The organism is Arthrobacter sp. P1_B11 (assembly GCF_056406715.1).
Map to the genome: position 1 here is coordinate 191,054 of NZ_JBFTZQ010000003.1, position 21,260 is coordinate 212,313.

The window sequence follows — 21,260 nt, forward strand, 5'->3', positions numbered from 1 at the left end:
AATCACATGGCAACAGAGACAGTTGCAAAACCCCGTACCAGTGCGCGCGTTCACGTCCAGAAGTTCGGGACGTTCCTGTCCGGCATGATCATGCCGAACATCGGGGCGTTCATAGCCTGGGGCATCATCACGGCGCTCTTCATTGAAAAGGGCTGGATACCCGTCCCTCAACTTGGCGGCTTTGGCACCAACGCAGCGGGCGCGCCTAACGTCGGCCTTGTCGGCCCCATGATCACCTACCTGCTGCCGCTCCTGATCGCCTACACCGGCGGCAAGATGGTCTACGACGTCCGCGGTGGCGTGGTTGGCGCCATCGGCACCATGGGCGTGATCGTCGGCGCCGGTATCCCCATGTTCATTGGCGCCATGATCATGGGTCCCCTCGGCGGCTGGACCATCAAGAAGCTCGATGCCCTCTGGGACGGCAAGATCAGGCCCGGCTTCGAGATGCTCGTGAACAACTTTTCCGCAGGCATTTGGGGCGCATTACTGGCCATGCTCGGCTTCTACGGCATTTCCCCGTTGGTTCAGGCCTTCAGCACGGCCGCCGGCAATGTGGTCCAGTTCCTGGTCAACAATGGCCTCCTGCCGCTGACCAGCATCTTCATCGAACCCGCCAAGGTCCTCTTCCTCAACAACGCCATCAACCACGGCGTGCTGACCCCGTTGGGCATCCAACAGTCGCTTGCGCAGGGCAAATCCATCCTGTTCCTGCTCGAGGCCAACCCGGGTCCGGGCTTGGGCATCCTCCTTGCCTACATGTTCTTCGGCCGTGGCGCGGCGAAGGCCTCAGCCCCCGGCGCCGCCCTCATCCACTTCTTTGGTGGCATCCACGAAATCTACTTCCCGTACGTCCTGATGCGCCCGCTGCTGATCCTGGCAGCGATCGCAGGTGGCATGACGGGTATCGCCACCCTGGCAGTCACCGGCTCCGGCCTCGTCGCTCCGGCGGCCCCGGGCTCCATCATCGCCGTGATCGCCCAAACCTCCAGGGACAGCTATGTGGGCGTAATCCTCTCGGTTCTGCTTGCCGCCACCGTGTCATTCCTGGTCGCCTCGGTGATTCTGAAGACCACTCGCCACAGTGACGAGGGCGACCTCAGCGCCGCTACCAGCCGCATGGAGGGCATGAAGGGCAAGAAGAGCTCCGTCTCCTCCGTCCTCACGGGTGCGGGCGCCGGCGGAACCGCGGTCCTGACGCGTCCCGTCGAGAACATCGTGTTCGCGTGCGACGCCGGCATGGGCTCCAGTGCCATGGGCGCCTCCGTGCTGCGGAACAAGATCAAGGCGGCGGGCTTCCCGGGCGTCAAGGTCACCAACGCGTCCATCGCCAGCCTCAACGACACCTACGACGTGGTGGTCACGCACCAGGACCTCACCGAGCGGGCCAAGCCCGTCACGTCCAGCGCCGTCCACTACTCCGTGGACAACTTCATGAACAGCCCGCGCTACGACGAGATCGTGGAACTGGTCAAGAGCAGCAACGCACCGGAATCTGCCGGCGGGGATGCTGCGGCACCCGCCGCCCCCGCTGCTGCGGCTGGCGCCGCCGCTGGCGAGATGCCCGCGGAAGCCGGCGCCCCGCCGTCGGACATCCTTGTGGCTGACAGCGTGGTCCTCAACGGCTCCGCCGCAACCCGAGACGCCGCGATCGACGAGGCGGGCCAGCTGCTGCTGGCGCGCGGCGCCGTGGACAACGACTACATCCTCGCCATGCACGAGCGCGAGGAATCCGTTTCCACATACATGGGCAGCTTCCTGGCGATCCCGCACGGCACCAACGCCGCCAAGGACCACATCAAGAAGTCCGCAGTTTCCGTGATCCGCTACCCGGACGGCATCGACTGGAACGGCAAGCAGGTCAAGTTCGTGGTGGGCGTTGCCGGCATCAACAACGAACACCTCCACATCCTTTCCTCCATCGCGAAGGTTTTCACGAACAAGGCGCAGGTGGCGCAGCTTGAGGCCGCAACGTCAGTGGAGGAAGTGCTGGATCTGTTCGGAAAGGTCAACGCATAGTGAAGGCTGTACATTTCGGAGCCGGGAACATCGGCCGCGGGTTCGTGGGGCTGCTGCTGCACCAGGCCGGGTACGAGGTGGTCTTCGCGGACGTGGCGGAAGCCCTCATCTCCCAGTTAGCGGCCGCGGACAGCTACGACGTGCACGAGGTGGGGGAGAACCCCACGGTGCGCACCGTGGACAACTTCCGGGCGGTCAACTCGGGCACGCAGGAGCAGCAGCTGATCTCGGAGATCGCGACGGCGGATATCGTCACCACCGCTGTTGGGCCGCACATCCTGAAGTTCGTGGCCCCGGCAATCGCGAAGGGGATTGCGGCCCGTGCCGCCGACCTGGCGCCGCTGCAGGTGATGGCTTGCGAGAACGCCATCAACGCCACGGACATCCTGCGTGAGGCGATCGTCTCGTCATGGGACGACGCCGCCGGGCCGCTGGAGGACGTGGCCGTGTTCGCCAACACCGCCGTGGACCGGATCGTGCCCAACCAGGAGGCGGGCCAGGGGCTGGACGTGACGGTGGAGACGTTCTACGAGTGGGTCATCGACCGCACGCCCTTCGGCGGCTCCGCGCCGGTCATCCCCGGGGCGACGTTTGTGGACGAACTCGGGCCTTACATCGAGCGCAAGCTGTTCACGGTCAACACGGGACACGCCTCTGCGGCGTACTTCGGGTTCGAGGCCGGACTGGAGAAGATTTCCGACGCCATGGCGGACCAGGACGTGGCGGCCGATGTCCGGGCAGTGCTCGACGAAACCAAGCAGCTGCTCGTTTCCAAGCACGGGTTCAACCACGAGGAGCAGGAAGCCTACGTCCAGAAGATCCTGGGCCGGTTCTCCAACCCGCACCTGCCGGACACCGTGAACCGCGTGGGGCGGGCGCCGCTGCGAAAGCTCAGCCGGAACGAGCGGTTCATTGGTCCGGCCGCGGAACTCGCGGAGCGCGGAATTGTCCCGGAGGCGCTCCTTGGGGCCATCGCGGCGGCCCTGCGCTTCAACGACCCCGCCGACACCGAAGCGGTGGAACTCGGTCAGATTCTGGCCTCCACCGAGCCGGCCGACGCGACCGAGCAGATCACCGGGCTGACGGCCGACCACCCGCTGTTCGCCGCCGTCTGCGGGCTCGTAGAGGAGCGCAAAGCAGAGGGCGTCACGGCGCCGGCATAGGCGTACCCAGCCACCGGCACAAGGCACGACGCCGGAGCTCAGGTGAGTTCCGGCGTCGTGCGTTTGCGCCGTGCGTTTGCGCCGTGCGTTTGCGTCGTGCGCTAGCCGGCGGACACGGTGCCGGCCGCTGCCTGCACGGCCTCGCGCATGGGAGTCGCGGGCCGGCCGATCAGCGAGCTCAGATCACCGCTGGTCACGAGCAGATCGCCCCGGGCGATGCCGAGGTCGCTGTCCGCAAGGATGGCGGCGTAGGCCTCAGGCAGCCCGGCATCGACGAGCACCTGCGCGTACTGTTCCGCCGGCAGGTCCTGGTACTTCACCGGCGTGCCCGTGGCGGCGCTGACCTCTCCGGCGAGATCGCTGAGGGTAAACGGCTCGTCACCCCCGAGCTCGTAGACCTTGCCGGCCTGGTCGTCCCTGAGCAGCACCTCTGCAGCGGCCTGGGCGTAGTCGGCCCGGGTGGCGGCGCTGACCTTGCCATCCCCGGCGCTGCCGAGCACGGAGCCGTACTGGAGCTGCACGGCAAGCTGGTCGGTATAGTTCTCCAGGTACCAGCTGTTGCGGAGCAAAGTGAAGGGCAGGCCCGAATCACGGAGGGCCTGTTCCGTGGCCTGATGTTCGGCGGCCAGTTGCATGCCGGTCCTGTCAGCGTTGGCGATGCTGGTGTAGGCGATCAGTCCGACGCCCGCCTCACGGGCGGCGTCGATGGCCTTCCGGTGCTGCTCAATACGCTGGCCGACCTCGCTGCCGGAGACCAGCAGCACCTTCTCGGCGTCCTTGAACGCCTGATGCAGGGAATCGGCGTCGTTGTAATCGATGGGGAGGACCTGGACGCCTTGCTCGGCGAAGTCGGCGATCTTGGCAAGATTCCGGCCGGCGGCCACGATCTGTTCCGCGGGAACGTTGCGGTTGAGAAGTGCTTCGACGACGAGGCGGCCGAGCTGGCCGGTGGCGCCGGTAACGACGATGGTCATGGTTTATTGCCTTTCACCAGTGGAGTGAGTGTCACTGATGCAAACCGTTCGCCCGGTTGGATACTTCCCAGAAGAGAGTACGCACTTTAAGGTAAGGTACCTGCATGAAGGTTAGTGCCCAGGTCAGCGAGCCTGTATTTCCCTTTGCTGACGGTATTTTCCCCGCGGGCTGTCCCAGCAGGACTGTTCTCGACCATGTCACGAGCAAGTGGGGCGTCCTGATTCTGGTCGCCCTGTCCGAGGGGCCGCAGCGCTGGAGTGACCTGCGCCGGCGCGCCGAAGGCATCAGCGAGAAGATGCTGGCACAAACCCTGAAGACCCTCGAAGGCGACGGGTTCGTGCGCCGCGACGCCCAGTCGATCATTCCTCCCCGGGTCGACTACAGCCTCAGCGCCAGCGGCCATGACCTTGCCTCGCTGATGCTGCCCCTGGTCGCCTGGATTGCCGAGCACGCGGACGGGATCGTCAACCATCGGCCGGGTTCCGCGGATTCTGGGCCGGCCTCTAAAGCCGTTCGAAGCTAAGCAGCCTGCCGGGACGCCCGCGCGGACAGCTGAGAGCGCCGCCGGATGACGTACTCCGCCGCCGCGACGTTGATCACCCAGCCCGCCCCCAGGAGCACCGCGCGGGTCGGAACGTCGGTTGGGCCCACCAGCAGTAGCCAGGGGATGCTGACCAGGGCTTGGGTTCCCGCGCCGACGGCGATCGCATAGGCGCGCGTCATCCAGGCGCTGTGCCGTACGAAGTCACGGCGCCAGATCGCGACGAGGCCCAGGACGATGCTCACCAGCATTGCCGTCCCGAAGAACAGCCGGAGCGGGACGTCGGTGTGGCCGTCCGGGAGGGCGTAGAAGACAGACATCCACAGGCCGGAGAGGGCGGCGAGCAGGCCGGCTGGTATCAGGATGCGGCCGGCGATGCGGTGCCAGCCATGCCGGCGTCGCAGTGAGGGAACGAACTGGAACGCTCCGAGCAGGGAGTACACGGTGACGCTCGCAATGTGCGTCACCACCGGGACTGGTGACGCGAAAAACCGCGCGTTCTGCGGCGTGATGGTAGCCCCGGCCGTCAACTCGGTCAGGCGCAGGGCCCCGAAAATCACCGGGATCAGGCTGAGGAGGATCAGCCCGGCAGGCACGGGCCACTGGGCCCGGGGGAGCCTGACGAGCGTCGGGGCACCGATAATTTCAGTTGGCATGTCGAATCCTCCGCTTCCCGGTGTACGGTGTACACCTCATGCCTGACCATAGGTGTACGGTGTACACTTGTCAATGGAAAACGGCAAAGGGAAGGTGCGCACATGACTCAGCAGATGGAGACTGCGCGCCGGGTCCCCCTGAGTCGGGACCGCGTGCTGGAGGCCGCCGTCCGGCTTGCCGATGAGGTGGGCATCGAGCTGGTCAGCATGCGCAGGCTGGCGCAGGAGCTCGGCGTGGTGCCCATGGCGCTGTACAAGCACGTGGCGAACAAAGAGGAACTTCTCGACGGGATGGTGGGCACGCTGGTCGGCGAGATCGATCCTCCAGTCGGCGATGCAGGCTGGAAAACTGCGGTCAAGCTGAGGGTGCTCTCGGCGAGGCGGGCGCTCCTCAGGCATCCCTGGGGCCGCCCGGTGCTGGAATCCCGTACCAACAGGACGCCGGCCGTGCTTGGGTACATGGACTCGTTTATCGCGATGTTCCTGGCCGGCGGTTTCTCTGTCGATCTCACCCACCACGTCATGCATGCCCTCGGCAGCCGCATGTGGGGCTTTACCCAGGAGCTGTTCGACGATCCGGCAGGCCAGGCGGCGGGTGGCCAGGCCGAGATGCACCCGGAGGTGCAGGCCGCAATGTACCGGGAGATGGCTGCACGCTATCCGAGCATATTGCAGGTCGCCATGGCGGCCACACACGATGACGGCCAAGTGGTTGGGCGGGGCTGTGACGACCAGTTTGAGTTTGAGTTCGCCCTCGATCTGCTCCTTGACGGCTTTGAGCGACTTCATCACCAGGACTGGACCTCGAAGAGGGCGAAGCTGGACCAGGGATGGTCCGACGCCATAGGTTGAGGGGATGGAGGTCCTCGACTGGCTGCTCGACTCTGACCCCTCGGTCCGCTGGCAGGTCTTGCGTGACCTCACCGACGCGCCGGAGGAGGATGTACTCGCCGAGCGGGCCCGCATTTCTTCAGAAGGCTGGGGTGCCCGCATGCTCGAGCTGCAAGGCGAGGACGGCCAATGGGACGGGGGCACGTTCTTCCCGTCATCCTACGATGGCTCCGAGAATGGCCAGCCCTGGACCGCCACGACCTATAGCCTGCTGCTCCTGCGCGACCTCGGCCTGGATCCCCGCAGCGATGCGTCCCGCCGCGCCGTCGAGCTCGTCCGGGAGAACAGCCGCTGGGAAGAGGGTGGCCAGCCGTTCTTCGAAGGCGAGGTGGAGCCGTGCATCAACGGCAAGGCCGTCGCCCTCGGCGCCTACTTCGGGGAGAACGTCGACGGTGTGGTTGCGCGCCTGCTCGGTGAGCAGCTTACCGACGGCGGCTGGAACTGCGAGGCGGAACGAGGCTCCACGCGGTCGTCATTCGCGACGACGATCAACGTACTCGAAGGGCTTCTGGAACATGAACGGGCCACCGGGGGGACGCCGGCGTCGGTCGCGGCCCGGCGGCGTGGCGAGGAGTATCTGCTGGAGCGCGCCCTTCTCCGGCGCAAGAGCACAGGGGAGCTGATCGACCGGGACTGGCTGCAGTTCTCGTACCCCACACGCTGGTTCTACGACGTGCTCCGCGGACTTGAGTACTTCCGGGCTGTCGGGGGACCGCCGGATGAACGCATGGCCGAGGCGGTCGGGGTGCTGCGCTCGAAGCGGCGGTCCGACGGGACCTGGCTGCTGGAGAACACCCATCCCGGGCGGGTGCATTTCGCCCTGGAGGTCGGCGACGGACGGCCGAGCCGGTGGAACACGCTCAGGGCGCTGCGTGTACTCGAGTGGTACGGGCACCAGTAACCTCGAGCCCTGGAACGACGACAAAAAAGGCAGGGACCGGGGCGAAGATCCCGGTGCCTGCCTTCGGAAATTCGAGCTAGCTGGCTGACGCCGTCTCGGCGGCCTCCATTGCCTTCCATTCCGCCACGCGTGCCTGGTGCAGCGGCGAGCGGCGGACCACAGCGTAGGCCGCGCCAAGGACAGCGAACCAGATCGGCGTGACCAGCAGCGCCGTGAGCGTGTCCGGCTGCGTCGTCAGTGCCCAGACCAGGAACGCGAAGAACGCGAAGACCACCCACACCATGGGAATGCCGCCGGGCATCTTGAAGGTTGAGGCCCGGTGGAGTTCGGGGCGGCGTTTCCGGAACACGAGGTAGCTGGCAAGGATGATGGACCAGACGAACATGAAGCAGACGGCGGACACGGTGGTCACCATGTCAAACGCCACTCCCACGTCCTTGCCTGCATATAGCAGTGCCACGCCGGCGAGCAGCAGCACGCAGGAGAGGAACAGGGCGTTCTGCGGGACCTTGCGGCTGGAGAGACGGCCGAAGACCTTGGGGGCGTCGCCGTCGTTGGCAAGCCCGTAGACCATGCGCGAGGTGGAGTAGATCCCGGAGTTGGCCGAGGACATGGCGGATGTCAGCACCACGAGGTTCACTACGGTTGCCGCGATCCCCAGCCCGGCCAGCGAGAACATGCCGATGAACGGGCTGTGGCCCGCCTGGAACTCGGTCCACGGCGTGACGGACATCAGGATGACGAGTGCGCCGACATAGAACAGCATGACGCGCAGCGGGATAGCGTTGATGGCGCGGGGCAGGTTGTGTTCCGGGTTCTTGGTTTCGGCCGCGGCTGTTCCCACCAGCTCGATGCCCACGAATGCGAAGACCGCGATCTGGAAGCCAGCCACGAAGCCCATGAACTCGCGCGGGAAGAAACCGCCGTGGTTCCAAAGGTTCGTGAAAGTGGCCGTGCCGGCGTCGGACTGGAAACCGGTGAAGATCATCACCAGGCCCACGGCGATCAGCGCCACGATGGCCACGATCTTGATCAGCGCGAACCAGAACTCGGTCTCGCCGAAGGTCTTAACCGTGGGCAGGTTCAGCAGCAGCAGGATCACGATGGTGGCCAAGCCGGGGATCCACAGCTGGATGCCTGGCCACAACTCGTTGGCGTAGCCGGCAATCGCGATCACGTCGGCCACGCCGGTCACCACCCAGCAGAACCAGTAGGTCCAGCCGGTGAAGAAGCCTGCCCAGGGGCCCAGGAGGTCCCCGGCGAAGTCGCTGAACGACTTGTAGTTGAGGTTGGACAGCAGCAGCTGGCCCATGGCCCGCATCACGAAGAACAGCATGAAGCCGATGATCATGTATACGAAGATCACGGACGGCCCTGCCACCGAGATGGTCTTGCCGGAGCCCATGAACAGCCCGGTGCCGATGGCGCCGCCGATGGCCAGCAGCTGGATGTGCCGGTTGCTCAGCGAGCGTGAAAGGTGGGGCTCGCTGTCCCGGCTGGAGGCAGTTCTCTGCCCAGTGGTTGTCTGCTCAGACATGTGCAAAATCCTTTGGAAAGTCCGCCGCGAGGGTGGTGGCGGTTACAAAATCAGCGTCTCCAACCTACATCCTGGTCGCGCAGGACGACGTATCACCCGTCTCAGCTGCCCCATCCCCGGCCCGCCGGAGCGGCGGGGGCTGTACGCCCTGTCTTCGCGAGGGGGCAGACGGCGACTTCCAGGGGCCCCAAGTGTTCGTTCGGGCTAACTGCACTTGACTGTTAGGGTGCCTAACTATTAGGCTACCTAACTATGAGCACACGCGAACAAACCGAGCTGCAGACCCTCGCCCAGGACTTCCGTGAGGCGCTGCGCCACAGCGTGTACCTCGTGCGCCGCCTCGACGCCGACGGCGATCTCAGCGCCGCCCAGCTCAGCACGCTCAAAATGCTGCTCGACGACGGCGTCCGCGTGGGGGAGATCGCCCGCAACCTCGGCGTGAAAGTTCCCAGCGCCACCGAACAGGTCATCAAGCTCGAACGTGCCGGCCTCGCCCGCCGCGAAGCGGACCCGGACGACTCACGTGCCGTCCGGGTGGTGCTGACCACGGAAGGCCGTGCCGCCGTCGACTCCGCCAATGAGCGCCGCAACGCCGTCATGGCCGGGATCCTGGCGGCGCTCACGGAGGACGACCGGAAGGCCCTCGCCGCCGCGCTGCCCGTTATCGACAAAATCAACAGCTCACTTCAGAACTGAAACAGCCAACACTTAGGAGTGCCATCCATGGACGGCCAGCGCGCAGAGACTCTGCCGGCAGTGCAGGAAAACGCAGTGCAGGAAAACGCAGTGCAGGAAAACGCGGTGCAGGAAACGCTCGAGGCGGAAAAGGCCTCGATCCTCAAACAGCCCAAGGCGGTGTGGGCCACTGCCCTCGCGGCGGTGTTCGCGTTCATGGGCATAGGCCTCGTGGACCCCATCCTGCCGGCCATCGCCAAGAACCTGGATGCCAGCCCCAGCCAGGTCTCGCTGCTGTTCACCAGCTACTTCCTGGTCACCGCCGTCGCCATGCTGATCACCGGCTTCGTTTCCTCGCGGATCGGCGGCAAGCGGACCCTGCTGGCCGGCCTGGCCGTCATCGTGGTGTTTTCCTCCCTGTCCGGAACGTCGGGCAGTGTGGGTGAGCTGATCGGGTTCCGCGCCGGCTGGGGCCTGGGTAACGCGCTCTTCGTGGCCACGGCGCTGGCCGTCATCGTGGGAGTGGCCAGCGGCGGTGCAGGCACCGCGATCATCCTGTACGAGGCCGCCCTGGGGCTGGGCATCTCCCTGGGCCCGCTCCTCGGCGCGTTCCTTGGTGGCTGGCAGTGGCGGGCACCGTTCTTCGGCACCGCCGTACTCATGGCGGCCGCTTTCATTGCCCTCATCGCCCTGCTGCCCAAGACGCCTCTCCCCGAACGCAAAGTACGGCTCCGTGACCCGCTGCTCGCCCTGGGCCACAAGGGACTGCGGACGACCGCGGCCAGCGGCCTGTTCTACAACTACGGCTTCTTCACGGTTCTCGCCTTCACGCCCTTCATCCTGGGCATGGACGCGTACGGCATCGGCGGAGTGTTCTTTGGCTGGGGCATCGCCGTCGCGGTATTCTCCGTTTTCGTGGCGCCGGTGCTCCAGAACCGCTTCGGCGCAACCAGGGTGCTCACCGGCACGCTCGCCGTGCTGATGCTTGACCTGATCGGGCTGGGCCTCGCCGCCGGGCACTCGGTGCCGGTGGTTGTGGTGCTGGTGGTGGTCTCGGGTGCGCTGCTGGGAATCAACAACACGATCTACACCGAACTCGCGATGGGCGTATCGGACTCGCCGCGGCCGGTTGCCTCGGCAGGCTACAACTTCGTCCGCTGGATGGGCGGCGCGCTGGCCCCGTTCGCCGCGGCACAGCTGGGCGAACACTTCGGTCCCCAGGTGCCGTTCTTTGCGGGAGCGGCAGCCATGGTGGTGGCCATCGCCGTTGTGTTGGGCGGGCGCCGGTACCTGGCGGCCCACGAGCCCCACGTGGTCTGAGCGGGACGTCCGCAGCCAGGCGTCTGCGCTGGCATGGGACGCGCTGATATAGGAAAAGACGCCCACGTTCCTCAGGAACGTGGGCGTCTTCCGTTTCATGCCGGGGGAGCCAAGAGCCGGTCAGACCTTAACGGACCCCTTGGGAACAAACAGGGTCTCAGCCTGTTCCAGCGACATGCCGTTCGTCTCCGGCACCTTGTACATGACGAAGAAGAACGATGCTGCGGCAAACAGTGCGTACATGGCGTACGTCAGCGGCAGCGAGCCTGCGGCCATCATGGGGAAGCTCAGGGTGATGGCGAAGTTGGCGATCCACTGGGCGGCGGCGGCCAGCCCCAGGGCGCGGGCGCGGATCCGGGACGGGAAGATCTCGCCCAGCAGCACCCAGACGAGCGGGCCCCAGGAGGCGCCGAAGCTGACCACGAAGACGTTGGCCGCGACGAGGGCAACGGGGCCCCAGGCGCCGGGGAGCGAAATGTCAGAACCGGTGCCCTTGGCCGAGGCGAAGGCCAGGGCCATGGCGCCCAGCGATACCGCCATGCCGATGGAGCCGGCGAGCAGGATGGGCCGGCGGCCGATCCGGTCCACGAGGGCGATGGCCACCAGGGTCACCAGGATGTTGGTGATGGAGGTGGCCACTGAGATGGTCAGCGAGTCCTTCTCCTGGAAGCCCACGGCCTTCCACAGCGTGGTGGAGTAGTAGAAGATCACGTTGATGCCCACGAACTGCTGCAGCACGGAGAGCGTGATGCCGATCCAGACCACGGCCTGCAGCCCGAACACCTTGCCGCGCAGTGAACCCTTCTTGCCTGCGAGCTGGTCTTCCTCGATCGCTTCGCGGATTTCACGGAGGTGGCGCTCGGTGTCCTCATCCGGGGCGATGGATTCGAAGACCTTGCGCGCCTGATCCTCCTTGCCCTGGAAGACCAGGAAGCGCGGGGATTCGGGCAGCGTGTAGGAGACGGCGCCGTAGACAACTGCGGGGACGGCGGCGGCGAGGAACATCCAGCGCCAGGCCTCGATGCCCAGCCAGAGCGGCTGGTCGGCGCCGCCGGCGGAGGTGGCGAACAGTGCATCGGACAGCAGTGCGGCGAAGATGCCGGTGGTGATGGCCAGTTGCTGGAGCGATGCGAGGCGCCCGCGAACGTGCCGCGGTGAGATCTCGGAGATGTAGGCCGGCGCGATCACCGAGGCCAGGCCGATGCCCAGGCCGCCCACGAGCCGCCAGAAGATCAGGTCCCAGACGCCGAAGCAGAAGCCGGTGCCGATGGCGCTGATCAGGAACAGGAGCGAGCCCAGTTTCATGGCGGGGATCCGGCCGTAGCGGTCGGCCACCTTGCCGGCCATGTACGCACCGGCCGCGCAGCCCAGCAGGGCCACGGCCACGGCGAAGCCGGTGACACCCTCGCTCAGGGCGAATTCTTCCTTCATGGCGTCGACTGCACCGTTGACCACGGACGAGTCGAAACCGAACAGGAAGCCGCCCACGGCGCCGGCGAGCGCGAGCCAAATGACCCGCTGCGGGATCCTGGCGGTTGGTTGCTCCTTGGCGGTGGGCATGGTTCTCCCTCGGGGGTTTGGGGATGGGTGAATGCGGTGCGGACGTCGTCGGCTGCGGTACCGGCCCAGACGGCCGGCGCACACGCGCCTAACAGTGTGCCACGTCACCGCTTGCCGTTCCACTTGGGGACAGAAGACGACGGCGGCGGGGCGGCCCGCCGTCGTCGTCTTCACCGGGGTGCTGACGGGAAAACACAACGGGAGGCAGCCTAAAAGACAGCCTCCCGCGATGTGTTTACGGGGCGTGCCCGCCGAAGATGGCTAGTGCGCCGGCACGGACTCAGATCCTGCTCTCTGAGCGACCGCCTTCGGGTCCGTCAGCTTCTTGTTCGGCAGTGCGAAGCTGATCAGGAAGGCGATCCCGGTAAGCACGGCGGCGGTGAGCATGACGGCGTCGATCGACTGGGCGAAGCCCTCGGTGATGGGCCGGGTGAGCACCGGGTTGGCCGTGTGCAGCCAGCTGGTGTCGTTGAGGGAATCATTGCTGGCGCCGTTCTTGAAGAACTCGTAAAGCTTGGCGTTTGCGGGATCGGCGGCCACGGCGGGATCCTTGAGGACCTTGAGGTAGTCGGCGTTCTGCACGGCGTCCTTCATGCCGGTGGCGATCTTGTCCGCCGCGAGGCTGAACAGCATGGAAATGAAGACGGCGGTTCCCACGGCGCCGCCCATGGAGCGGAAGAACGCAGCCGACGAGGTGCCCACGCCCATGTCCTTAGGCGGGACGGAGACCTGCATGGCCAGGGTGAGCGGCTGCATGCAGAAACCCAGGCCCAGGCCGAAGAACACCGCGATCAGGCCGGGAACCCAGAGCCCGGTGTCCACGCCGAGCGAGAAGCCCATGACGACGGCGGCCGCCGTCAGGATGGCGGTGCCCAGGATGGGGAAGATCCGGTAGGTGCCCGACGACGAGATGGTGCGGCCGGCAGTGATGGAGCCGAACAGGATGCCCACCGTGAACGTGATCATCATGAGGCCCGCCTCGGTGGGGGTGAGGCCCTTCACCAGCTGCAGGTACATGGGGAGCATGGCGATGGCGCCGAACATGCCGATGCCGATGATGAAGTTCAGCAGCGAGGACAGTCCGAACGTGATGTTCTTGAACAGGCGGAGCGGGATGAGGGCGTAGTCGCCGGCGCGCTTCTCGGCCAGCAGGAACGCGACGACGCCGACGACGCCCAGGCCGTAGCAGACGAAGGAGCTTGTCGAGGTCCAGCCCCAGCTGCGGCCCTGTTCGGCCACGAGCAGCAGGGGAACGATGGCCAGGGTGATGGCGGCGGCGCCCCAGTAGTCGATCTTCTGCTTCATGTGCTTCGCCGGCAGGTGCAGGTACAGGAAGACCACTGCCAGGGCGGCCAGGCCGATCGGGAGGTTGATAAAGAAGACCCAGCGCCAGCCGTCGAAGCCGAGGATGTTTGCAGAGCCGGCGAACGCGCCGCCCACCACGGGGCCGAGCACCGAGGAGATGCCGAAGACGGACATGAAGTAGCCCTGGAACTTGGCCCGGTCCTTGAGCGCAACGATGTCGCCGATGATGGTCAGCGCGAGTGCCAGCAGGCCGCCGGCGCCCATGCCCTGGATGCCGCGGGCGACGGCCAGTTCGGTCATGGAATGCACCGAGCCTGCATACAGCGAGCCGGCCAGGAAGATTACGATCGCGGCCAGGTACAGCGGGCGTCGGCCGAAGATGTCGCTGAGCTTGCCGTACAGCGGCGTGCTCACCGTGGAGGTGATGAGGTACGCCGTGGTGGCCCAGGCCTGCAGTGAGAGGCCGTCGAGGTCGTTGGCGATGGTGTAGATGGACGTGGACACGATGGTCTGGTCCAGCGAAGACAGGAACATTCCGAGCATGAGCCCCACCATGACGGTGATGGTCTGGCGCTTGGTCAGGGCCTCTCCGGGCGCGGGTCCTGCGGTGGTTTTGGACATGGCTGCTCCAGGGTCAGAAACGGGGGATCGCGATTGATAGTTGCTTTCAGTAACTATATTACTTCCCGCGTTGTTCCCGCTGGCTGAATTTTCTTGCCGCACCCTTCACCGAGAGGTTAGATCCCGGCACTCAGACGCCTCGTAAGTGCCGGGATCTCACGCATCACCGCTCGATCAGGATGCCGTCCGGGTCGCACCAGATAGTGGTACCCGTGCGGATGGTCACGCCGTCGATCAGCAGGTCCACGTCCGTCTCGCCGGCGCCGGCCTTCGCGCTCTTGCGCGGGTTGCTGCCCAGCGCCTTGACGCCGAGAGGCAGTTCCGCGATCGCCTCGCGGTCCCGGATGGCGCCGTTGATGACGACGCCGGCCCAGCCGTTTGCCACGGCGCTCGCCGCGATCATGTCCCCCATCAGCGCCGTCCGCAGCGAACCCCTGCCGTCCACCACCAGCACAGCGCCGTTGCCCGGTGAGGCCAGGGTGGATTTGACCAGCGCGTTGTCCTCGAGGCACCGGACAGTCCGGACGGGACCGCTGAAATGGGTGCGGCCGCCGAGCGACTGGAATTGCAGGGCGATGGAGGCCAGCTCCTCGCCGCGTTCGTCGTAGAGGTCGGCCGTGTTGACGGCGGCGGGTTCGGCTGGGCCCTGGCTAACCGTGGGATTGCTGGCGGGGGAAGCGGTCATTGTGGTTCTCCTCGATAGCGGCGTGCGCGGCCATAGCAGCGGGTCTGTGATGCCCACGATAGTCTGATTTCACACGATCAAAACCGTTACAAGGGGAGCCTGCCATGAGTCTGTCCGACATTCCCGGTGCAGTTCCCGAGCCTGGATTGGCGGGGCAAAGGGCGGCCACGGCGCTCGCCGAGCCGACTGCCCGGGTCAGGCCGCTGTGGACGACCGGCGTGGTGCTGGTCAACCTGGGCATCAACGCCGCGTTCTTCGGACCGATCCAGATTCTCCTCGCGCAGCAGGCCGAGCATTTCGACGCCGGCCAGAAGGAAGCCATCCTGGCCCTCGTGACCGGTGCAGGGGCGGCGGTGTCACTGGTGGCGAACCCGCTCTTCGGTGCCTTCAGTGACAAGACAACCTCCCGGTTCGGCCGCCGGGTGCCGTGGGTGCTGGTGGGTGCTGCCCTCGGGGCAAGCGCGCTGATCGGCCTGGCCGGAGCGCCCAACGTTGCCATCATGACCCTTCTTTGGTGCCTGGTGCAGGCTGGCTGCAACGGTGCCTACGCCGCCATCACCGCCGCCATTCCCGACCGCGTCCCCGTGCCGCAGCGCGCCACGGTGGGAGGGCTGGCCGCAATGGGCCAGACGGTGGGTATCCTCATCGGCGCGGTGATTGGCGCCGTCGTCAGCGGAAACTTCGCACTCGGCTACGTGGTCTGCGCAGCTGCCCTGGTGGCCGGCGTGGTGATGTACCTCTTCAGGAATGAGGACGCGCCGCTCCCCGCCGGAACCAGGCCGCAGCTGAACTGGGCAGACTTCCTGCTCGGCTTCATCCGCCCGCTGCGCCACCCCGACTTCGCGTGGGCATGGATCACCCGGCTGCTGGTCAACATCGGCAACCATATGGTCACGCTGTACCTGCTGTTCTTCCTGTCGGACGCCGTACACCTGAAGGAGACAGCGGGGCTCGAGCCTGCCTTTGGCGTGCTGGTGCTGACCGGCCTCTACGCGGTGTTCGTCATCATCACGAGCGTGATCGGCGGGCGGCTCAGCGACCGCACGGGCAAGCGCAAGCCGCTGGTTATCGCGTCCTCGGTCATCATTGCGCTGGCATCCCTGATCCTCGCCTTTGCTCCGACGTGGACCGGCGGCATCGTGGGCGCCAGCGTCCTGGGGATCGGCTTCGGCGCCTACCTCGCGGTGGACTTCGCGCTCATCACCCAGGTCCTGCCCAGTGCGGGGGACCGGGGCAGGGACCTGGGCGTCATCAACATCGCGAACTCCCTGCCGCAGGTCATCGCCCCGGCCCTCGCCTGGCCGTTCGTCACGCTCTGGGGCGGCTACGTGTCCCTCTACGTCGCCGCCGCCGTGATCGGCCTGCTGGGCGCCGTCTTCGTGGTCAAGATCAAGGGCGTCGACTGACCAGACGCCCGTGGCCTGCAGGCGAGCCCCAAACCCCAGTGCCGTATAGTTGAGTCCGAATTGCGGGCAGGACTGGGATGGGGACTCTCCTGGCTGCCGCAGGAATCTCAACCCTCCGGACTGATGATGCTTGAATTAAATCCAGATCTTCCGCCCATGGCCGCCCCTCCGTCCCTGCCCCGGCAGCAGGCCCGCTATGCCCGGATCCTGGACGTCGCGGCCGGCTTCGCCCGCAAGGGCCTCAAATCTGTGACCCTGTCCGAAGTGGCTGCGAAGGCAAACGTTCCCCTTGGCACGCTGTACCGCTACTTCCCGTCCGCCACGCACCTCATGCTGGCGCTGTACCGGCACCAGCTGAGCGAACTCAAGGTGGGCAGCTGGCCGGGTGCCGGAACGGTGCGGATCCATGCCCTGTCCGGTGTGGTGATGGAAATTTTTCATATGCGCGTGATGCAGCCTGCCGTGGAGCAGTGCCTGACCAAGGGTGTGTACGTCAACGACCGGGACACCACGGCGCTGCTGCGTGAGATCGATGCCCTGTCGGAGCGGGCTGTCACCGGTGCCAGTGGCGACGCCGCCGTCTCGCGGGTGCTGCTGCTGACCGTCACTGGTCTAGTCCAGTCGGTGCGCTGCCGCCGGTTGTCGCTGTTCGAGGCGGAAGAAGACCTCAAGAAAGCGTGCTCGCTGCTGGTTCCGCGGCCGCGGTCCATGCGCCACACGGCGTAACTGGTCTAGACCAGTAGCCCCTTTTTGCTACCATTTCGGTGAATTAGGCCACAAGAACCCCGCAAACCACGTCAAGTGGTCCCTCCGCTGGCAAACAGGCGGCCGCGCAATGTTTACCATTGCAGGACCGGAGTGGCTAGCAACCCGTACCCGCGGGCTTCCGGACGGACCCCCACCCTTTGGGCCGTCAGCGAAGCACGCACCTGACCATCTTGAGCTCCAATGCTTGAGCCATACTGTGCCGTGCGCCCACGGCTAGCCCAGGAGACAACGACGTGTCCACTGAAACGATCGCCACCATTGACAACACCGCGGCCGAAGCGCTGACGGAGCAGGAAATCTTCGCGGCCCACGAGAGCGGCAAGCTCTCCATCGCCAGCACCGTCCCCCTCGCCAACAAGCGCGATCTTTCCATCGCCTACACACCGGGTGTCGCCCAGGTCAGCCGCGCCATCCACGCCAACCCGGATCTCGCCAAGACCCACACCTGGGCCCAGCGCCTGGTGGTGGTGGTCAGCGACGGAACCGCCGTGCTTGGCCTCGGCAACATCGGCGCCAGCGCATCCCTTCCCGTCATGGAGGGCAAGTCCGCCCTGTTCAAGGCGTTCGGCGAGCTGGACTCCATTCCGCTGGTCCTCAACACCACGGACGTGAACGAGATCGTGGAAACGCTTGTCCGCCTGCGCCCCAGCTTCGGTGCCGTTAACCTCGAAGACGTCTCGGCCCCCCGCTGTTTCGAACTCGAAGAAAAGCTCATCGAGGCCCTGGACTGCCCGGTTATGCACGATGACCAGCACGGCACCGCCGTCGTGGTCCTCGCAGCCCTGACCGGCGCCGCGAAGGTCACCGGCCGCGAGCTCGAAGGCTTGCGCGTCGTGGTTTCCGGCGCCGGAGCCGCTGGCATCGCCGTCGCTGAAATCCTGCTCACGGCCGGCGTCAAGGACGTGGTCCTGCTGGACTCGCGCGGCGTCATCAACGCCGAGCGCGCCGATATTGCCGCGGACCCCGCCAGCAAGAAGTCCCAGATGGCGCAGCGCAGCAACCCCCGCGGCATTGCGGGCGGTCCCGGTGAGGCCCTGCTCGGCGCCGACGTCTTCATCGGCGTCTCCTCCTCCAAGCTGGACGAGGAGCACCTCAAGCTGATGAACCACAGCTCCATCGTCTTCGCGCTGTCCAACCCGGACCCCGAAGTGCTGCCCGAGGTTGCCGCCAAGTACGCCGCCGTTGTGGCCACCGGCCGCAGCGACTTCCCCAACCAGATCAACAACGTGCTGGCCTTCCCCGGCATCTTCCGCGGCGCCCTCGACGCGGGCGCCCGCCGCATCACCCCCGCCATGAAGCTTGCTGCAGCCCGCGCCATCGCCGAGCTGGCCGAGGAAGGACTGTCCGCCGACTACATCGTGCCCAGCCCGCTGGACCCGCGGGTGGCACCGGCCGTCACCGCTGCAGTGGCTGCCGCGGCAGCGGAAGACGCCGTCTGACCGGCTGCCAGGGCGGCAGCTGACAACGGCTGACTGAAAGCCCGACGGCGGTGCCTCCCGTGCTGGGGAGGCACCGCCGTCGTCGTTCGTCAGGGAGCGCCCTGACGAGCCGGAACCCTAGACTGGGGGAATGAACGCCCAGACCGTAGTGACCGTCCTGTGTGGCTTGGCCATCCTGGTGGGCGTGGCCGGCACCGTCATCCCCGTGCTGCCGGGCAGCCTCGTGATCGGGCTGAGCCTTCTCGCCTGGGCCATCTGGGGCGGCGAGGGCGCCACCGGCTGGGTGGTTTTCAGCATCGGCATGGTGTTCGTGCTGGCGGGCATGGCGGCCAGTGCGGTGCTGGCGGGACGCAAGCTCAAGGAACACAGAATCCCCAACCGGAGCGTGGCGGCCGGGATCGTGCTGGGTATCGCGGGCATGTTCATCATCCCCGTCGTGGGCCTGTTCGTGGGGTTCGCCGCCGGACTGTTGCTCAGCGAGATGCAGCGCACCCGCAACTTCCGCACCGCCCTGACCACCAGCTGGGCCGCCCTCAAAGCCACAGGCCTGGGCATCCTCGTGGAGTTTGGCCTGGCCTGCCTGGCCGCGAGCACCTGGGTGATCGGCGTGTGGGTGGGCGTGGCTTCGGGCTAGATTCGCGTGGCCACTAGCATGGAGGAATGACCGCCGGGCAGATTCCAGGACCGATCTACCGCGACACCCGCGACCTCACCCCCTTCGGCGCCGGCCAGGTCCGGACGCCCGCACGGGAAATAGCCGAGGGCGTCGGCGGCCTGATCCACGGGGTGTTGGGCGGCCGGGGCGGGGCCCTGATCAGTGTCGACGGCACCGTGCCCAGGCTCAAGCGCCTCGCCGGCAAGGCGGCCAAGTCCGTCTACGACGCCATCTTCGCCAGCACCGACCCCAACCGGTTGATTGCGGTTGGCCGTGAGTACCCTGGCTGGTCGGGACTTTGCTACGTGATGGCTGGCCTGCTCGCCCACAAGCAGGGCGGCTACCTCCGTGCTGTGGAGCTGCTGCAGCGCGGCCTCACCACCAAGAACGACGACGACGCGAACCAGTTCGCGGCCAGCTACCTGACGCGCGTGGTCACCCGGGTGGAAGTCGCCGAGCGCATCGAGGTCCCCGTGCTGTTCAGCGAGGAATCGGTGTTCCTCGCGTTGTCCCATTCCCTGCGGGAGACGGGGCAGACGGAAGCCGCGCTGGAAGCGCTGGGCATGCTGCCGCCGTCGCTGCCTACCGCCCTGGCGAGGTGCGCGCTGGCCCACACGCTCGGGCGGGACCACGAGGTGGTGGTCTGGACCGAGGGGCTGCTCAACGCCGACGACCTGTCCGCCGCCCTGCTGCTGGTCCGCGCGCGCTCGCTGCGCCGGCTTGGCGCCCACGAGCATGCGCAGCAGGCACTGAAGGAGGTCCTGCGGCGGCGCAAGACCAGCATGGCGCTGCGCAACGACGCGCTGACCGACCGCGCATTGCTGGTGCTGGACAACGGCCGCAAGTCCCTGAATCCGCGCGACTGGCGGCGCCGGCGTGCCGAGCTCGAAACCTTCGAGGTCATCCGCAAGGACGTCGAGGAGCGCAGGCTGTGGGAACAGGAATGGAAGCAGTTCGGCGGGGACTGATGCGATGGCCCGCCGGGCTGGCCCTCGGCGTTGCCGGTTGCGGGCTGGCTCTTGTGGGCGTGGGCCGGCGGCGGTACAACGGACAAATGACCGACGCAATCACGCTGTGGATGGAAAAGTACATCACGGCTTGGACCAGCAATGCTCCCGACGACATCCGGGCGCTGTTCACTGAGGACGCCGTTTACGCGACCAGACCCTATGACCCGGACGCATGGCGGGGCAGTGAGCAGATCGTGGAGCGGTGGCTTGCCTCTGCGGACGAGCCCGAGGATTGGAGGTTCGAGTGGTCCGTGCTCGGAGCCGACGGCGACCTCGCCTTCGTGCAAGGACGCACCACCTATCTCGATGACAGGACCAGCTATGAGAACCTCTGGGTGATACGGCTTGGCCCCGACGGTCGGGCGACGGCCTTCACCGAGTGGTTCATGGAGCGTAAGACCTGAGGTCCCGTGGTTGCCCGGCCGGAAACTAGGCGAGCCTGGCAAGGAGGGGAAGCAGCTGTTCGGAGAGCAGTGCTGCGCCAAGGCCCACCATGATGATGCCGCTGGCGAGGGTCACGGTGCGGGCGGCACCAGGCCGGGACTGAAGCAGCTTCCGGGACAGGAGTGCAACGCAGGTGTAGACGATCGCGGCCAACAGCACGAACGTCAGGCCGAGGAGGCCCGACTGAACAGGTACGGGAAGAGGCGCCTCAGCGCTGACAAACTGCGGCACGAGGGCCAGGTAGAACAGCAGTCCCTTGGGATTGATGCCGCTGGTCCCCATCCCCTGGAGGAACGTCCGGAGCTGGTTCTGCCCGGGATTGCCGACGGCGGCCCCTGCGGTGAAGCTTGCACCGCGCCAGGACCTGATGGTCGCAGTTCCGAGCCACAGCAAGTAAACCGCTCCCGCTATGGTGAGCCAGCCGAGCACTCCCGGCATACCCGCCAGAACAGCCGCCAGCCCGGCGACCATGAGCACTGTGTGGAGTAGATAACCGCTGCACAGGCCGGCTACGGCGGGCACAAAGCTCCGGCGCCCCAGCCCCGCCGTGATGGAGTAGGCCCAGTCCACGCCCGGAGTGCAGGCGAGGGCGGTGGCGACGGCCACGAAGGCCAGAAATAGCTGAAGATTCATGGGGCGCTCCTGAGTGGCGGTTACAGGAAAAGCCTAGGCAAATCCCCGCCATAAGT

At 66.3% G+C, this 21,260-nt stretch carries 20 protein-coding genes; 13 read left to right on the top strand and 7 right to left on the bottom strand.

The window, feature by feature from the left end:
* Positions 1–6: 6 nt before the first annotated feature.
* Together AC1D14_RS04305 and AC1D14_RS04310 are read left to right on the top strand one after the other, a co-directional pair.
* A complete protein-coding gene (locus AC1D14_RS04305; protein ID WP_230119887.1) occupies positions 7–2,019 on the top strand; it encodes a PTS mannitol transporter subunit IICBA in 2,013 nt (670 codons plus the stop codon).
* Positions 2,019–3,182 (top strand): mannitol-1-phosphate 5-dehydrogenase, encoded by a 1,164-nt coding sequence (locus AC1D14_RS04310; RefSeq protein ID WP_230119886.1) that lies wholly within the window; start codon positions 2,019–2,021, stop codon positions 3,180–3,182. The genes AC1D14_RS04305 and AC1D14_RS04310 overlap by 1 nt, the downstream gene beginning before the upstream one ends.
* A 101-nt stretch (positions 3,183–3,283) precedes the next feature.
* Here the strand turns inward: AC1D14_RS04310 and AC1D14_RS04315 are convergent, their stop codons facing one another.
* Positions 3,284–4,156, bottom strand: a complete 873-nt coding sequence (locus tag AC1D14_RS04315) for an SDR family oxidoreductase (protein WP_230119885.1) — start codon at positions 4,154–4,156, stop codon at positions 3,284–3,286.
* 104 nt (positions 4,157–4,260) lie between these two features.
* On the opposite strand from AC1D14_RS04315, the gene AC1D14_RS04320 reads away from it, so the two are divergent.
* On the top strand, positions 4,261–4,680 hold the full coding sequence (locus AC1D14_RS04320) for a winged helix-turn-helix transcriptional regulator (RefSeq protein WP_476968084.1): 420 nt from the start codon (positions 4,261–4,263) through the stop codon (positions 4,678–4,680).
* Here the strand turns inward: AC1D14_RS04320 and AC1D14_RS04325 are convergent.
* Positions 4,677–5,354: a DUF2306 domain-containing protein gene (locus tag AC1D14_RS04325; protein ID WP_230119883.1), complete on the bottom strand. Its 678-nt coding sequence runs from the start codon at positions 5,352–5,354 to the stop codon at positions 4,677–4,679. The two genes, AC1D14_RS04320 and AC1D14_RS04325, sit on opposite strands and share 4 nt — an antisense overlap.
* A 102-nt stretch (positions 5,355–5,456) precedes the next feature.
* Between AC1D14_RS04325 and AC1D14_RS04330 the strand changes: the two genes are divergently transcribed.
* The gene (locus AC1D14_RS04330) at positions 5,457–6,206 is read left to right on the top strand and encodes a TetR/AcrR family transcriptional regulator (protein WP_476968085.1); all 750 of its coding nucleotides are present in this window, start codon (positions 5,457–5,459) and stop codon (positions 6,204–6,206) included.
* 4 nt (positions 6,207–6,210) lie between these two features.
* The gene (locus AC1D14_RS04335) at positions 6,211–7,146 is read left to right on the top strand and encodes a hypothetical protein (RefSeq protein ID WP_476881147.1); all 936 of its coding nucleotides are present in this window, start codon (positions 6,211–6,213) and stop codon (positions 7,144–7,146) included.
* A gap of 76 nt (positions 7,147–7,222) precedes the next feature.
* Here AC1D14_RS04335 and cycA read toward each other — a convergent pair whose 3' ends face one another.
* Positions 7,223–8,683, bottom strand: coding sequence for a D-serine/D-alanine/glycine transporter (gene cycA / locus AC1D14_RS04340; RefSeq protein WP_476968086.1), 1,461 nt, complete (start codon positions 8,681–8,683; stop codon positions 7,223–7,225).
* 252 nt (positions 8,684–8,935) lie between these two features.
* On the opposite strand from cycA, the gene AC1D14_RS04345 reads away from it, so the two are divergent.
* Both AC1D14_RS04345 and AC1D14_RS04350 read left to right on the top strand, forming a co-directional pair.
* The gene (locus AC1D14_RS04345) at positions 8,936–9,379 is read left to right on the top strand and encodes a MarR family winged helix-turn-helix transcriptional regulator (RefSeq protein ID WP_230119879.1); all 444 of its coding nucleotides are present in this window, start codon (positions 8,936–8,938) and stop codon (positions 9,377–9,379) included.
* Positions 9,380–9,406: 27 nt separating this feature from the next.
* Positions 9,407–10,678: an MFS transporter gene (locus tag AC1D14_RS04350; RefSeq protein WP_476881145.1), complete on the top strand. Its 1,272-nt coding sequence runs from the start codon at positions 9,407–9,409 to the stop codon at positions 10,676–10,678.
* Positions 10,679–10,798: 120 nt separating this feature from the next.
* Here AC1D14_RS04350 and AC1D14_RS04355 read toward each other — a convergent pair whose 3' ends face one another.
* The 3 genes from AC1D14_RS04355 to rraA form a co-directional block, all read right to left on the bottom strand.
* Entirely contained in the window at positions 10,799–12,238 is a 1,440-nt protein-coding gene (locus AC1D14_RS04355) for a sugar porter family MFS transporter (protein ID WP_230119877.1), read from the bottom strand.
* 261 nt (positions 12,239–12,499) lie between these two features.
* Complete coding sequence (locus AC1D14_RS04360; protein ID WP_230119876.1) at positions 12,500–14,164, bottom strand: MDR family MFS transporter; 1,665 nt, start codon at positions 14,162–14,164, stop codon at positions 12,500–12,502.
* Positions 14,165–14,327: 163 nt separating this feature from the next.
* On the bottom strand, positions 14,328–14,849 hold the full coding sequence (gene rraA, locus AC1D14_RS04365) for a ribonuclease E activity regulator RraA (RefSeq protein ID WP_476968087.1): 522 nt from the start codon (positions 14,847–14,849) through the stop codon (positions 14,328–14,330).
* A 104-nt stretch (positions 14,850–14,953) separates the two neighbouring features.
* Between rraA and AC1D14_RS04370 the strand changes: the two genes are divergently transcribed.
* The 6 genes from AC1D14_RS04370 (at position 14,954) to AC1D14_RS04395 (ending at position 20,531) form a co-directional block, all read left to right on the top strand.
* Positions 14,954–16,255: an MFS transporter gene (locus tag AC1D14_RS04370; protein WP_476968088.1), complete on the top strand. Its 1,302-nt coding sequence runs from the start codon at positions 14,954–14,956 to the stop codon at positions 16,253–16,255.
* Between the two features lie 126 nt (positions 16,256–16,381).
* Positions 16,382–16,981, top strand: a complete 600-nt coding sequence (locus AC1D14_RS04375; RefSeq protein ID WP_230119898.1) for a TetR/AcrR family transcriptional regulator — start codon at positions 16,382–16,384, stop codon at positions 16,979–16,981.
* A 275-nt stretch (positions 16,982–17,256) separates the two neighbouring features.
* Positions 17,257–18,462 carry an NAD(P)-dependent malic enzyme gene (locus AC1D14_RS04380; protein WP_476881142.1) on the top strand — a complete coding sequence of 402 codons (1,206 nt, stop codon included), beginning with the start codon at positions 17,257–17,259 and terminating at the stop codon, positions 18,460–18,462.
* A 130-nt stretch (positions 18,463–18,592) separates the two neighbouring features.
* Positions 18,593–19,096, top strand: coding sequence for a DUF456 domain-containing protein (locus AC1D14_RS04385; RefSeq protein ID WP_230119872.1), 504 nt, complete (start codon positions 18,593–18,595; stop codon positions 19,094–19,096).
* A gap of 26 nt (positions 19,097–19,122) precedes the next feature.
* Positions 19,123–20,085, top strand: coding sequence for a tetratricopeptide repeat protein (locus AC1D14_RS04390; protein ID WP_230119871.1), 963 nt, complete (start codon positions 19,123–19,125; stop codon positions 20,083–20,085).
* Positions 20,086–20,171: 86 nt separating this feature from the next.
* Entirely contained in the window at positions 20,172–20,531 is a 360-nt protein-coding gene (locus AC1D14_RS04395) for a nuclear transport factor 2 family protein (RefSeq protein WP_230119870.1), read from the top strand.
* Between the two features lie 25 nt (positions 20,532–20,556).
* On the opposite strand, the gene AC1D14_RS04400 is transcribed toward AC1D14_RS04395, so the two are convergent.
* Positions 20,557–21,204, bottom strand: a complete 648-nt coding sequence (locus AC1D14_RS04400) for a LysE family translocator (RefSeq protein ID WP_476968089.1) — start codon at positions 21,202–21,204, stop codon at positions 20,557–20,559.
* Positions 21,205–21,260 lie beyond the last annotated feature (56 nt).